The following is an 11991-nucleotide window of genomic DNA, read 5'->3' on the forward strand; positions in this document are numbered from 1 at the left end:
ATGTCGTTTACCCCGAAGCACCTCGACGCCATCGAGCGCGCCATCGCACGCGGTGAAAAGACCGTGCGCTACAGCGACCGCACGGTGGAGTACCGCTCCATCGACGAACTGCTCAAGGCCCGCGACGAGATCCGCACGTCGTTGAGCCAAGCCGCCGGGCCGCGCTCTCGCGTGGTTCGGCTTACCCACGGAGGCAAGGGACTCTAATGGCCCGACATTATCCGACGCTGACCCGTAATGGATTCTTGCTGCCGTCGAACATCAAGGCCAGTTACGAAGGCGCCGGGGAGGGCCGGCGTTCGGCCAGTTGGGAAGCCACCGACAACGGCATCAACAGCATCAACACCCCGGCCCTGCGTAACCTGCGGGCACGTTCGCGGGCGGCGGTGCGCAACGACCCGTATGCGTTCAACGTCATCGACAAGCGCGTCAGCAACCTGATCGGCACCGGCATCACGCCCAGGCCGACCACTGACGACGCGGCGCTGCGCAAGCTCAAGCAGCAGCTGTGGGATGACTGGGTGGACGAAGCGGACGCCGACGAGCTGACCGACTTCTACGGCATGCAGGCCCTGGTGGCGCGCACCGTTGAAACGGCCGGTGAGTGCTTTGTGCGGTTGCGGCCGCGCAGCCCGAGCGACGGCTTGGCGGTGCCGCTGCAGCTGCAGGCGCTGGCCCCTGAGTTTGTCCCGCATGACAAATTCGAAACGGCCAAAAATGGCAACGTGATCCGCGCCGGGATCGAGTTCAACCCGGCCGGCAAGCGCGTGGCGTATTGGATGTATCTGTCGCATCCCCGCGATTCATCGTCGCTGAATGCCGGTTACAACCAGTTGGTGCGTGTACCGGCAGCGCAGGTGCTGCACATCTTCGAACCGATGGAGCCGGGTCAGTTGCGCGGTGTACCGCGTCTGGCCCCGGTGTTGAAGCGTCTGCGCAGCCTGGACAACTACGATGACGCGGTGCTGTTTCGCCAGGAAGTGGCGAACCTGTTCGCGGGTTTCATCAAGCGGCCGGCGCCGGAATTAGGGCCACAACCGCGTGATCCGGTGACGGGGCAACCTCTGACCACCGACCGCGACGGCTTCACGCCGATGGTCGCCCTGGAGCCCGGCACCATGCAGGAGCTGGGGCCAGGTGAAGAGGTGGAGTTCTCCAAGCCACCGGACGCCGGCAACAACTACCCGGACTTCATGCGTCAGCAACTGATGGCGGCAGCGGCGGGGTCGGGCACGCCTTACGAGATCCTCACCGGCGACATGCGGGAGGTCAACGACCGGGCGCTGCGGGTGGTGCTCAACGAGTTCCGACGCCGCCTGGAGCAGCTGCAATTCGGCGTGTACGTGCATCAGCTGTGTCGCCCGGTGCGGGCTGCCTGGATGGACATGGCAGTGCTGTCCGGTGCCCTGGTGCTGCCGGACTACGCACAACGTCGGCGCGAATACCTGCGCACGCGCTGGGTGCCGCAAGGCTGGGCCTACATCCAGCCGGTGCAGGACGTACAGGCGCGGCGGATGGAAGTGCAGGCGGGCTTTGGTTCGCGCAGTGAGATGTGTCTGCGTAACGGTTACGACGCGGAAACCATCGACGCTGAAAACGCCGCCGACCTCGCCCGGTCCACGGACCTCGGCCTCAACTACACGACTCTTGATGCCATCGAGACGATTGATGACAAGGAACTACCATGAGCAAAAAAGCCAAACCTCGCGTTTATGACAAGGCTGGCAAGCAGGTCACCGTCGCGGACAAAAGCTGGTACACGCTCCAGGCCAGCGGCGAAGCCGAGCAGCGCAACATCGAGATTTTCGTCTACGGCGAGATCGGCGCCTGGGGCGTCACCGCCAATCAATTCGTGCAGGATCTGCGCGCAATGGATGACGGCGTGTCGCCGGTGATCGTTGCGTTCAACAGCATCGGCGGTGATCTGTTCGACGGCCTGGCGATCCACAACGCGCTGTCGCGTTTGGGCGAGCGCTGCACCGGCCGCATTGATGCCCTGGCGGCGAGCGCGGCCAGTGTCGCGGTGTGTGGCGCTCACCGCGTGGTGATCGCGGCCAACGCCATGCTGATGATCCACAACCCCTACACCTTTACCGGCGGCGACGCCGAGGACTTCCGCCGCGTCGCCGATGTGCTGGACCAGACCCTGGAAGCGATCATCGCGGCCTACAAGGCCAAGGCGCCGGACATCGACGAAGCCGAGCTGCGGCGCATGGTCAACGCTGAAACCTGGCTCACGGCCAACGAGGCGGTAGCGCTGGGCTTGGCCGATGAAGTGGGCGACGGCCTCAAGGTCAGCGCCTGTCTCGGCCAGGGCAGCGTGTTGCAGCGTTTCCAGCATGCCCCGCCTGAATTGCTCGCCCAGCTGGATGAAGAGCCTGACGTCGAGCTACCGGAGCCCGATTCGGCCCCGGTGCTGGACGCGGCAAAACTCGCGCTGATGGTCACGCAAGGTTGTGCAGCAGCGGGCATCAGCAACCTGGTGGATCCGCTGCTCGCTGTCACCAAGCTTGAAAGTGAGGCGGTGATCCAGGCCGCACTGACCAATGCCAAAGCGCTGCACGGTCTGTGTGTCGCGGCCCGACTGCCAGAGCTGACCGGCGAATTCATCACGGCCGGCCTCGACGAAGCCGCCGTCCGCGCTCGTCTCTTCGACAAGCTGGTCGGCAGCGGAGGTGGCTTTGAAATCAACAACAGCCTGCCGCTGGACGATGACCCTGTACCCAAGGTCAATGCCAAGCAGGTTGATACCCACTCGATCTGGGCTACCCGTCAGGCGGCGCAGAACGGAACCTCGAAAGGAGCAAGAGCATGAAAACCGAATCGATGCACGCAGGTGAGTTCCTGCTGTCCGAGGGCGCCGGCAATATTTCCCGCGAGGCGATCAACGTCGCAGCGGGTGCGGCCCTTGAACCGGGCCAGATCCTCGGCCTGATCACCGCCACCAGCGAGTTTGCCCCGTACCAGCCGACCGCCGAAGACGGCACCGAAAACGCCGTCGCGATCCTGTACGGGCCGCTCGGCGAGTCGGATGTTGTCCGTCGCGGTCGCGCCGTGGTGCGCTTGGCGGAGGTCAGCGAAGCACACCTGACCGGCCTCGACCTCGCCGCCGAAAAGGCCCTGGCCGCCCATTTCCTGATCGTCCGCTAAGACGCTCATCCCCGTTTATCCATCCCGCCGCGTGCGGGATTTTTCGTTTCTGGAGAGTACCCCCATGGCCGAGATCGCCATTTTTGAAGACGATGCGTTCAGCGTCTCCTCGTTGACCGCTGCAATCAATGACCAGGAATACCTGCCGGGCCGCATCAGCAGCCTGGGCCTGTTCCGCGAAGAGGGCATCAGCACCCTGACCGTGCAGATCGAGAAGGACGGCGACACCCTGGCCCTGGTGCCGGCGGGTGAGCGTGGTACGTCGGGCCTGGTGGTCGGCGCGACCAAGCGGACGCTGATCCCTTTCAACACCGTGCACCTGCCGGAACGTTTCACCATCAAGGCCGATGAGATCCAGGGCATCCGCGCCTTCGGCACGCGCACCGAGTTGCAGGCGGTGCAGGATGTGGTCAACAAGCGTTTGGCGAAGGCCCGCCGACAGTTGGATGCGACCCATGAATTCCAGCGCATGGGCGCCCTGAATGGGCAAGTACTGGACGCCGATGGCAAGACAGTCCTGTTGGATATTTATAAATCCTTCGGCGTGAATCGCCAGAAGCTGCAGATGGGCTTGAACAGTCCAGACACCGAGCTGCGGGTCAAATGTGGCGAAGCGCTGGATATGCAAGAGGAGGCGCTTGGTAGCGTCACCAGCAGCGGTTCCCGTGGTCTGTGCGGCAAAAACTTCTGGAACAAGCTGATTGCCCACAAATCGGTCAAAGACACCTACCTCAACACCATGCAGGCCGCTGCGCTCCGTGGCGATGCGCGTGAAAGCTTCGAGTTCGGCGGAATTGTCTGGGAGCGCTATCGCGGCAAGGTGGCGGGTGTTTCGTTCGTCCACGACGACAAGGCGCTGCTGATCCCCGAAGGCGTGCCAGACCTGTACATCTCGTGCTTTGCACCGGCTGACTACATGGAAACGGTCAACACCCAGGGCATTCCGTACTACAGCAAGATCGAGCCATTGCAGTTCGGCAAGGGTGTGGCCGGTGAGGCCCAGTCCAACCCGCTGCACCTCTGCACGCGGCCTCGAGCGCAGATCCTGCTGGAGATGTGACCGTGGCCTTCCGCGAGCTGATCGACGACATCGACGACGTGGTGTTTGAAACCCTCGGCGACAGCGCCTTGATCGAAGGCCGCGCCGAGCCGGTGCTGGGCATGTTCTCGGCACCGTGGAAGCAACCGGCGTTCGGCAAGGTCCAGACCGCCATCCGCGAGCCACGCTTCGAGATTCGCGTGAAGGATTCGGAAGGTCTGAGCAGAGGTCTGCGGGTCACGGTCGATGTGCCAGCCCTGGACGGCGGCGGTGACTACGACCTGCTGCAACTGGAACCCAACGGCAACGGCCTGGTGGCCCTGATCCTGAGGAAGCGCCCATGAGTATCGGCAGCTACGTACACCAGACCCGCGACAGCGGGATGCTCAACATTCAGCCATCAGCGGTGCATTCCCAGGCGTTGCGCGAGTTCGGGCAGTTGGTGCCCAAGGCTGCGGCAGCGGCGCAACGTCGTGCGATCAACAAGACGCTTGGCTGGCTGCGCACCCACATCGCCCGCGCCGTGGGCAAGCAGGAACGCATCGCCATCGGCGCCGTGCGGCAACGCCTACGGGCTTACCCGGTCAGCGGCGGGGCGATGCGCGGCAAGTTGTGGTTCGGGGTCAACGCCATCGAAGCCAGCCGCGTCGGCAAGGCTCGGCAAACCCGCGCCGGGGTTTCGGTGGCGGGGCGGCGTTACCAGGGCGCGTTCTTCAAACAGGTCTATGGCGGCAGTCCTGACATCTGGATTCGCACGTCGAGCAAGCACTTCAACGCCACGGACTACCCCGGCAGCACGCAGGGCCGACGCAGCTCCGGCTTCATCGCGGAAAGCGACAACCGCTTCCCGCTGGCGAAAGCCAAGGTCTCGCTGGACCAGGTGCGGCCGCACTTCGACAACTGGGTCAAACAGGCCGATGAGCGCTTGCTGGAGATCCTCAAGCAGGAACTCAACTTTGAACTGCAGAAGTACCTCAAGGGGACCGCCCGTGCCTGATCAACCTTTCAGCCTCGACCGTTTGTATGAGGCCATCGAGCAGCACCTGCAGGATCAGTTGCCGGGCCTTCAGGGCGTTTCGTTCTGGCCGGACCTGTCAGCAGACACCAGCCTCCCCACACCCGTGGTGCTGCTGGAGATGGCCGAGATGGAGCCCGCGCAGGATCTCGGCACGGGTGAAACCGCGCTCACCTGCAAGTTCGAAGCGCGGATTGTCGTCGATTCCATCAGCGTGGATCCGCAGCGTCAGGCGGTGCAGCTGGCCTCCCAACTGGCCGTGCTTTTGCGCGGACAGAGCTGGGGCCTTGAGGTGGATTGCGCACAGTTCATTCGCTCCACCCAGGACTGGACCAAGCCTGAGCTGGACGGTTATTTCGTCTGGCTGGTGGAGTGGGACCAGACGGTTTACCTGGGCGTCGAGGAATGGCCGTGGCCGGACGAACCGCCGGGCACTTTGGTCATCGACCTCGGGCCGGGTGTTGGGCAGATCAAACCGGAGGATCTGCGATGAGCTACGCCACGGCCCAGCATGATCGGATGATCGCTTCCACGGTGATGCCCTGCGTTGTTGTCGCGGTGGACTTGCCAGCTGCCATGGTGCGTGTGAAGTCGGGTGACTGGACCAGCGCCTGGGTGCGCTGGCACAGCCAGGCCGCTGGCAAGGCGCGCCACTGGCGGGCGCCGAGCCTGGGCGAGCAGGGCGCATTGATCAGCCCCAGCGGAGAACCGGCGATGGGCACATTCATCGCCGGCCTGTACGGCAATGCCGGCGCGCAACCGGACAACCGCGACCATGTAGAGGTCTGGCGTTTCGATGACGGTGGCTCGCTGGTCTACGACTGGGCGGCACACAGCTACACCATCGATCTGCCGGCGGGCAACGTCACGGTCAAGGTCGGTGACTCGGTGTTGGAGATAACGCCGGACAGCATGCGGCTGGCGTCGGGCCAGATCCACTTGGTGGGCGTGGTCACAATCGACGGCGCGACCCAGATCAACAGCACGTTGAACACGACCGGTGACATCAACAGCGACGGCAAGGTCATCGATGTCGGTGGCAACACGCCGAACCACAAACACTGACCCATGCCCGCCTTGTGCGGGTTTTTCGTTTTAGGAGCCTCCGTTCATGAGCAAGACCAAACCCGACAGCCAGGATGAGGTGGTGCCCGGCCGCGTTTTCCGCGACACGCTCTTCACCTCGCGCACCCTGATCCTGCCCGATGGCAGCACCCTGGCGGTGACCAAGGCCCACGTGACGGCCACCACCGACGAGCAGCTCGCGTTCCTCAAGGCTCACCCGGAACTGGTGCAGGAGTAACCCGATGATCGGAATGGATCGCCGCACCGGCAAACCGATGTCCGGGCTCGACCATCTCCGGCAGTCCATCGAGGACATTCTCGCCACGCCCGTGGGCAGTCGGCGGATGCGACCCGAGTACGGCAGCCAGATCCGGCGCTTCGTCGACCTGCCGGTTAATGGCGGCTGGAAAAGCGCCGTCCAGGCCGAGGTGGCCCGTTCGCTGGGTCGCTGGGAGCCGCGGCTAAAGCTGGAACAGGTGCAGGTCGTCGCCATCGTCGGTGGCCGCATCGAATTCAAGTTGACCGGTGAATATCAGGGCGAAAGCCTGTTGTTGGAGGTGTCGGCATGAGCACGGTGGATTTATCGGCGTTGCCGGCGCCGCAGGTGCTGGAGACCCTGGACTACGAAGCACTGTACGACGAAGGGCTCGCGGCGTTTCGAGGGTTCATGGGCGACAACTGGTCGGCGGCGCTGGAGAGCGATCCGGTGGTCAAGCTGGTGGAACTGGGCGCCTACGGCAAGATGCAGAACCGGGCACGGGTCAACGATGCGGCCAAGGCCTTGCTGCTTGCTTACGCGGAAAAGGAAGATCTCGATCAGCTCGCGGGCAACGTCAAGCTGCAGCGCTTGGTCATTCAACCGGCCAACCTGCTGGCGGTGCCGCCGGTCGAAGAAGTCCGGGAATCGGACGACGCACTGCGCGAGCGGATCCAGCTGGTGTACGAAGGACTGACCACGGCCGGCCCGCGTAACAGCTACATCTTCCACGCACGCAACGCGTCGGCGTTGGTGGCCGATGCCACGGCGGAAAGCCCGTCACCGGCCGTCGTGGTGGTGACCGTGCTCAGCCTGATCGGCAGCGGTCAGGCGGATCAGCCGCTGCTGGATCAGGTGTACGCCACGCTCAGCGACGACGACATCCGCCCGGTGGGCGACCGCCTCACCGTGCAGAGCGCGCAGATCCTGGAGTACCGGATCGACGCAGTGCTGCACATGATCGGCGCCGGCCCGGAAAACGACGCGATTTTGTCCGAAGCCATCAAGCGCCTCGCTGCCTGGATCAACCCGCGCAAACGTCTCGCGCTGGAAATCGCTCGCTCCGGCATCGACGCTCAACTGCACATCAGCGGTGTCGGGCGGGTCGAGTTGAAAAACTGGGTCGACCTGAAACCGAGCAAATCCCAGGCGGCGTACTGCACTGGCTTCAGCGTGGTGCTCGGAGGATGACATGAACAGCTTATTACCCCTCAACAGCACGCAACTGGAGCGCGCCGTTGAAGTGGCGTTCGCCGAAAAGACCGAGATCCCGTTGCGCTCGCTGTACAACCCGGACACCTGCCCGGTGCAGTTGTTGCCGTGGTTGGCCTGGACCTGGTCCGTCGACCGTTGGGACAACAAGTGGTCGGAAGCGGTTAAGCGCTCGGCCATCCGTTCCGCGTTCTACGTGCATGCGCACAAGGGCACCATCGGCGCCCTGCGGCGAGTGGTCGAGCCGCTGGGTTACCTGATCGAGGTGATCGAGTGGTGGCAGACCACACCGAAAGGCGTCCCCGGCACCTTCGCCTTGAAGGTCGGTGTGCTGGACACCGGCATTACCGAAGATATGTACCTGGAGCTGGAGCGCCTGATCGACGACGCCAAACCCGTCAGCCGGTCCCTGACCGGGCTGGCGATCAGTATGGAAACCCAAGGCGCCATAAACATCGGTGTCGCTCTCTACGAAGGCGACGTAATCGACGTGTACCCACCTGTGCAGCGTGACATCGAAGTCACGGGCTACATCAGCATGGTCGGGCGCGAACACAGCATAGACACTCTGGACGTTTACCCATGATTGATCGCAACTCGCAATTTATGGCGATCCTCACCAACGTGGGGGCCGCGAAACTGGCTAACGCCAACGCTCTGGGCATTCCCTGGAACCTCACAGCGCTGGGTGTTGGCGATGCCAATGGCACCGACCCGATTCCCAACGCGAGCCAGACCAAACTGATCAACGAGCGGCGACGGGCACCTCTGAATCAAGTGATAGTCGATCCCGTAAACGCGGCGGTGATCATCGCCGAGCAGGTAATCCCGGCAGATATTGGCGGCTGGTGGATCCGCGAGATCGGCTTGTACGACGCTGACGGCGATCTGGTCGCGGTTTCCAACTGCGCGCCCAGCTTCAAGCCTGCATTGGATCAGGGGTCAGGTCGCACACAGATTGTGCGGATGAACTTCATTGTTTCCAGCATCGCCAATATCGTGTTGAAGATCGATCCCGCGATTGTGCTGGCAACACGGGAATATGTGGATCGAGCGATTGACGCGGTATTGCCGGCGAATAAAAAAGCCGGAACCTACACCCAGGTCACGATCAACAAATATGGCATCGTCGTATCTGGTGCAAATCCAACGACACTTGCTGGGTACGGCATCACCGATGCGCTTCGGGTAGGCGTGGTAAGTCGTCAGTTGCCCGCGCTTTCTGCACCGCAACCGGGTGGAACCGATGGTTCTGGCGGCGGTGGTGCGCTGCTGATTCGCGAAGCGCAGGAAGTCGAAGGCAGTAAGACTGACTTGGCATATGCGCCGCGTATTGTCTTCACGTGGAAAGGATTGTTCGCCAGGGACATGGCGATGTCGCCTATTGGCGACTTGCTCTGGGGCGGATCGAAGGTATGGACGACCGCCAACCTCAACCTTGACTCGAAGGCCGATAAGGCAACAACACTCGGCGGTTATGGCATCGGCGATGCTTTTACCAAAACTCAAACAACCGCAGCGATTCAAGCTGCCACTACTGCATTGGTTGGTACTGCGCCAGGTGTCTTGGACCAGCTGGGTAAGATCGCTCGGGCGCTTGGCAATGATCCGGACTTTGCCAATGCCATGAACAGCGCTTTGGCTGCGAAGCCTGACAAAGCTACAACGTTGGGTGGTTATGGGATTGTTGTTCCAACTCAATTGCAAGCCGAGACCGGGACAGACAATGCTCTGCCGATGACGCCTTTACGTGTTCTCCAGGCCTTCAACAAGTTTTTAGTTCAAGCCACAGAAGCGACACTAGGTGCGGCAAAGGTAGCTAGCCAGGCACAAGCCAATGCTGGGCTTGACGACAGCGCCATGATGACGCCGCTCAAAACTGCCAAGGCAGCCCCCTCGGTTCGTGGAGCGAGCGGAAATCTGAGGCTCTCCACTACGGGTTCAAATGCCGTGGTTTCAATCACAGCAGATCAGTTGGTGTTGCAAGGCCCGTCAGGTGCAGCATCGACCATAAAGTTGGTCAACCTTGCTGCATCTACAGCCGTTACGGGCGCTGGTGGTCTTGACGTCGGCGTCATTGCTGCCGGTACGTGGTACAGCGTTTGGGTTATCTACAACCCGGCTAATGGTGATCTGGCAGCTCTCCTGTCGACCGGCGCAACGCCTCCGACGCAGCCCTGGGCAGGTGACATTCGCTATGCGCGCGTGGGCTGGATCATGACCGACACGACGGCCAATAAATTTCCACTGGCTATGGTTCAGTTTGGAAATCGGGTGCAGTGGAGGCTTGGAACCAACATTCCGTTTACACGCGGGATGGCTTCAGGGGTTCAGGGGGTGGCGAACCATCCTCCCACTTTCGTGACCGTCAGCGTGGACCCTTTCATACCGCCAACAGCGCGGGCAATTGCTTGCACCGTGCATATTCAGACGGGTCCAGCGGGTGTCATTGCGGCGCCCAACAATGCCTATGGGGGCTATGACTCAGCGACCAACTTGGCACCGCTGTGTGTCACGACGCCGGGCAGCACGCCAATGAATATGAACAGCAGCGCGTTGATCCTGCTGGAGTCGAGGAATATCTATTACGCGAGCGGCAGTTCTTCTGGACAGCTTGTCGCCACGGGCTGGGAGGACAACCTATGAATGGTTTTGCGGTGCGTAACGATGGGATGCCGGGCTGGCGGGCAGTAGGTAGCGATGACGAACTGCTCCCCAACGAAGTATTCACGGAAGTAGAACCTCCGCCACTCATTCAGATTCCGCCCGGCATCGGCGAACTTACCCTCCAGGCCAAAGAGGCTCGCGACAAGTTACTGGCAATAGCGGCCAATCGCATGGGGCCGCTGCAAGATGCTGTGGACACCCACACTGCTACCGAAGAGGAAATAGCGTGCCTGGCGCTGTGGCGGCAATACCGCATCGCCCTGAACCGTATCGAAGGGCAGTCGGACTTCCCGACCGAAATTCTGTGGCCGTTGTCACCTGACGAAGCCAGCACAACGGATTAACCGTCCGTACATCCCGTTCAACCATTAAGCCCCGCCAGTGCGGGGCTTCGTCATTTCTGGAGACCGCACAATGAGTGCAAGTGGATTCTTTCACGGTGTCACCGTCAGCAACGTCGACACCGGTTCGCGGCCTATCGCGGTGCCGTCGTCGTCGATCATCGGCCTTTGCGACACCTTCACCCCCGGACCCGCTGCCAGCGCGTTGCCCAACCAACTGGTGCTGGTCACCCGCGAAAGCGAAGCGGTTGCCGCCTGGGGCCCTGACGCCGCAATCACCCAGGCAATCAAGGCGATCTACGTTCGCGCCAAAGCGGTGATCGTTGCCTGCGGCGTGGCGAAGGTTGAAGACGCCGCCGCGCAGACCTCGGCCATCATCGGCGGCGTCCTGGCGAACGGCACCCGTACCGGCATGCAGGCGCTGCTCGACGGCAAGAGCCGCTTCAACGCACAGCCTCGTTTGCTGGCCGCGCCAAAACACACCGCGACCTTGCCCGTCGCCACGGCGTTGGTTGCCTTGAGCGACAAGCTGCGGGCCATGGCGATTATCGACGGCCCCAACACCACCGACGAAGCCGCGATGGAATACCGCGAAAACTTCGGCAGCAAGCGCGTGTTCCTCGTCGACCCCGGCGTGCAGTACTGGGACACCGAGAAGAGTGCGACCGTCAATGCACCGAGTTCCGCGTGGGTCGCTGGGCTCTTCGCCTGGACCGACTCGGAGTACGGCTTCTGGGCCTCGCCGTCGAACAAAGAGTTCGTCGGCCTCACCGGCACCGGTCGCCCCATTGAGTTCCTGGACGGCGACGAAACCTGCCGGGCCAACCTGCTCAACAACGCGCAGATCACCACGATCATCCGCGATGACGGCTACCGCCTGTGGGGCAACCGCACCTGTTCCAGCGATCCGAAGTGGGCGTTTGTCACCCGCGTGCGGACCATGGACATCGTCATGGACGCGATCCTCTACGGCCACAAATGGGCGGTCGACCGCTCGATCACCAAGACCTATGTCAGCGACGTGACCGAAGGCCTCGCGGCGTTCATGCGTGACCTGAAAAACCAGGGAGCGGTGATCAACTTCGAGGTGTTCGCCGACCCCACGTTGAACACGGCCAGCCAACTGGCGCAGGGCAAGGTGTATTGGAACATCCGCTTCACCGACGTCCCGCCGGCAGAAAACCCCAACTTCCGGGTCGAGGTCACTGACCAGTGGCTGACCGAAGTCCTCGACACCAACGCATAA

16 protein-coding genes are annotated in these 11991 nt (G+C 62.4%); all 16 read left to right on the forward strand.

Features of this window, described 5'->3' with window-relative positions; genetic code table 11:
- The 16 genes from ACZRMO_RS29365 to ACZRMO_RS29440 all read left to right on the forward strand — a co-directional run bounded on the left by ACZRMO_RS29365 (position 1) and on the right by ACZRMO_RS29440 (position 11991).
- Positions 1 to 207 (forward strand): phage head-tail joining protein, encoded by a 207-nt coding sequence (locus tag ACZRMO_RS29365; RefSeq protein WP_124527927.1) that lies wholly within the window; start codon positions 1 to 3, stop codon positions 205 to 207.
- Entirely contained in the window at positions 207 to 1688 is a 1482-nt protein-coding gene (locus ACZRMO_RS29370) for a phage portal protein (protein WP_463975182.1), read from the forward strand. Before ACZRMO_RS29365 ends, ACZRMO_RS29370 begins: the two co-directional genes overlap by 1 nt.
- Complete coding sequence (locus ACZRMO_RS29375) at positions 1685 to 2815, forward strand: head maturation protease, ClpP-related (protein WP_463975183.1); 1131 nt, start codon at positions 1685 to 1687, stop codon at positions 2813 to 2815. Before ACZRMO_RS29370 ends, ACZRMO_RS29375 begins: the two co-directional genes overlap by 4 nt.
- Positions 2812 to 3150 carry a head decoration protein gene (locus ACZRMO_RS29380; RefSeq protein WP_124527930.1) on the forward strand — a complete coding sequence of 113 codons (339 nt, stop codon included), beginning with the start codon at positions 2812 to 2814 and terminating at the stop codon, positions 3148 to 3150. Before ACZRMO_RS29375 ends, ACZRMO_RS29380 begins: the two co-directional genes overlap by 4 nt.
- Positions 3151 to 3214: 64 nt before the next feature.
- A complete protein-coding gene (locus tag ACZRMO_RS29385) occupies positions 3215 to 4210 on the forward strand; it encodes a major capsid protein (RefSeq protein ID WP_463975184.1) in 996 nt (331 codons plus the stop codon).
- A 2-nt stretch (positions 4211 to 4212) separates the two neighbouring features.
- The gene (locus ACZRMO_RS29390; protein WP_463975185.1) at positions 4213 to 4533 is read left to right on the forward strand and encodes a head-tail joining protein; all 321 of its coding nucleotides are present in this window, start codon (positions 4213 to 4215) and stop codon (positions 4531 to 4533) included.
- Positions 4530 to 5186 (forward strand): hypothetical protein, encoded by a 657-nt coding sequence (locus ACZRMO_RS29395; protein ID WP_463975186.1) that lies wholly within the window; start codon positions 4530 to 4532, stop codon positions 5184 to 5186. The genes ACZRMO_RS29390 and ACZRMO_RS29395 overlap by 4 nt, the downstream gene beginning before the upstream one ends.
- Positions 5179 to 5697 (forward strand): hypothetical protein, encoded by a 519-nt coding sequence (locus ACZRMO_RS29400; RefSeq protein ID WP_463975187.1) that lies wholly within the window; start codon positions 5179 to 5181, stop codon positions 5695 to 5697. Before ACZRMO_RS29395 ends, ACZRMO_RS29400 begins: the two co-directional genes overlap by 8 nt.
- A complete protein-coding gene (locus ACZRMO_RS29405; RefSeq protein ID WP_463975188.1) occupies positions 5694 to 6269 on the forward strand; it encodes a phage baseplate assembly protein V in 576 nt (191 codons plus the stop codon). The genes ACZRMO_RS29400 and ACZRMO_RS29405 overlap by 4 nt, the downstream gene beginning before the upstream one ends.
- 46 nt (positions 6270 to 6315) lie before the next feature.
- The gene (locus ACZRMO_RS29410) at positions 6316 to 6507 is read left to right on the forward strand and encodes a hypothetical protein (RefSeq protein WP_463975189.1); all 192 of its coding nucleotides are present in this window, start codon (positions 6316 to 6318) and stop codon (positions 6505 to 6507) included.
- A gap of 4 nt (positions 6508 to 6511) precedes the next feature.
- The gene (locus ACZRMO_RS29415) at positions 6512 to 6838 is read left to right on the forward strand and encodes a GPW/gp25 family protein (RefSeq protein ID WP_463975190.1); all 327 of its coding nucleotides are present in this window, start codon (positions 6512 to 6514) and stop codon (positions 6836 to 6838) included.
- Entirely contained in the window at positions 6835 to 7716 is an 882-nt protein-coding gene (locus ACZRMO_RS29420; protein WP_463975191.1) for a baseplate assembly protein, read from the forward strand. The genes ACZRMO_RS29415 and ACZRMO_RS29420 overlap by 4 nt, the downstream gene beginning before the upstream one ends.
- 1 nt (position 7717) lies before the next feature.
- Positions 7718 to 8323, forward strand: coding sequence for a phage tail protein I (locus tag ACZRMO_RS29425; RefSeq protein ID WP_463975192.1), 606 nt, complete (start codon positions 7718 to 7720; stop codon positions 8321 to 8323).
- Positions 8320 to 10383, forward strand: coding sequence for a phage tail protein (locus ACZRMO_RS29430; protein WP_463975193.1), 2064 nt, complete (start codon positions 8320 to 8322; stop codon positions 10381 to 10383). Before ACZRMO_RS29425 ends, ACZRMO_RS29430 begins: the two co-directional genes overlap by 4 nt.
- Positions 10380 to 10748, forward strand: coding sequence for a tail fiber assembly protein (locus ACZRMO_RS29435; protein ID WP_463975194.1), 369 nt, complete (start codon positions 10380 to 10382; stop codon positions 10746 to 10748). Before ACZRMO_RS29430 ends, ACZRMO_RS29435 begins: the two co-directional genes overlap by 4 nt.
- 70 nt (positions 10749 to 10818) lie before the next feature.
- Entirely contained in the window at positions 10819 to 11991 is a 1173-nt protein-coding gene (locus ACZRMO_RS29440; protein ID WP_463975195.1) for a phage tail sheath subtilisin-like domain-containing protein, read from the forward strand.

This window comes from Pseudomonas sp. B611 (assembly GCF_055407965.1).

Coding starts and splice junctions, on each gene's coding strand:
- ACZRMO_RS29365 (WP_124527927.1), top strand. CDS start 1: ATGTCGTTTACCCCGAAGCACCTCGACGCCATCGAGCGCGCCATCGCA.
- ACZRMO_RS29370 (WP_463975182.1), top strand. CDS start 207: ATGGCCCGACATTATCCGACGCTGACCCGTAATGGATTCTTGCTGCCG.
- ACZRMO_RS29375 (WP_463975183.1), top strand. CDS start 1,685: ATGAGCAAAAAAGCCAAACCTCGCGTTTATGACAAGGCTGGCAAGCAG.
- ACZRMO_RS29380 (WP_124527930.1), top strand. CDS start 2,812: ATGAAAACCGAATCGATGCACGCAGGTGAGTTCCTGCTGTCCGAGGGC.
- ACZRMO_RS29385 (WP_463975184.1), top strand. CDS start 3,215: ATGGCCGAGATCGCCATTTTTGAAGACGATGCGTTCAGCGTCTCCTCG.
- ACZRMO_RS29395 (WP_463975186.1), top strand. CDS start 4,530: ATGAGTATCGGCAGCTACGTACACCAGACCCGCGACAGCGGGATGCTC.
- ACZRMO_RS29405 (WP_463975188.1), top strand. CDS start 5,694: ATGAGCTACGCCACGGCCCAGCATGATCGGATGATCGCTTCCACGGTG.
- ACZRMO_RS29410 (WP_463975189.1), top strand. CDS start 6,316: ATGAGCAAGACCAAACCCGACAGCCAGGATGAGGTGGTGCCCGGCCGC.
- ACZRMO_RS29415 (WP_463975190.1), top strand. CDS start 6,512: ATGATCGGAATGGATCGCCGCACCGGCAAACCGATGTCCGGGCTCGAC.
- ACZRMO_RS29420 (WP_463975191.1), top strand. CDS start 6,835: ATGAGCACGGTGGATTTATCGGCGTTGCCGGCGCCGCAGGTGCTGGAG.
- ACZRMO_RS29425 (WP_463975192.1), top strand. CDS start 7,718: ATGAACAGCTTATTACCCCTCAACAGCACGCAACTGGAGCGCGCCGTT.
- ACZRMO_RS29430 (WP_463975193.1), top strand. CDS start 8,320: ATGATTGATCGCAACTCGCAATTTATGGCGATCCTCACCAACGTGGGG.
- ACZRMO_RS29435 (WP_463975194.1), top strand. CDS start 10,380: ATGAATGGTTTTGCGGTGCGTAACGATGGGATGCCGGGCTGGCGGGCA.
- ACZRMO_RS29440 (WP_463975195.1), top strand. CDS start 10,819: ATGAGTGCAAGTGGATTCTTTCACGGTGTCACCGTCAGCAACGTCGAC.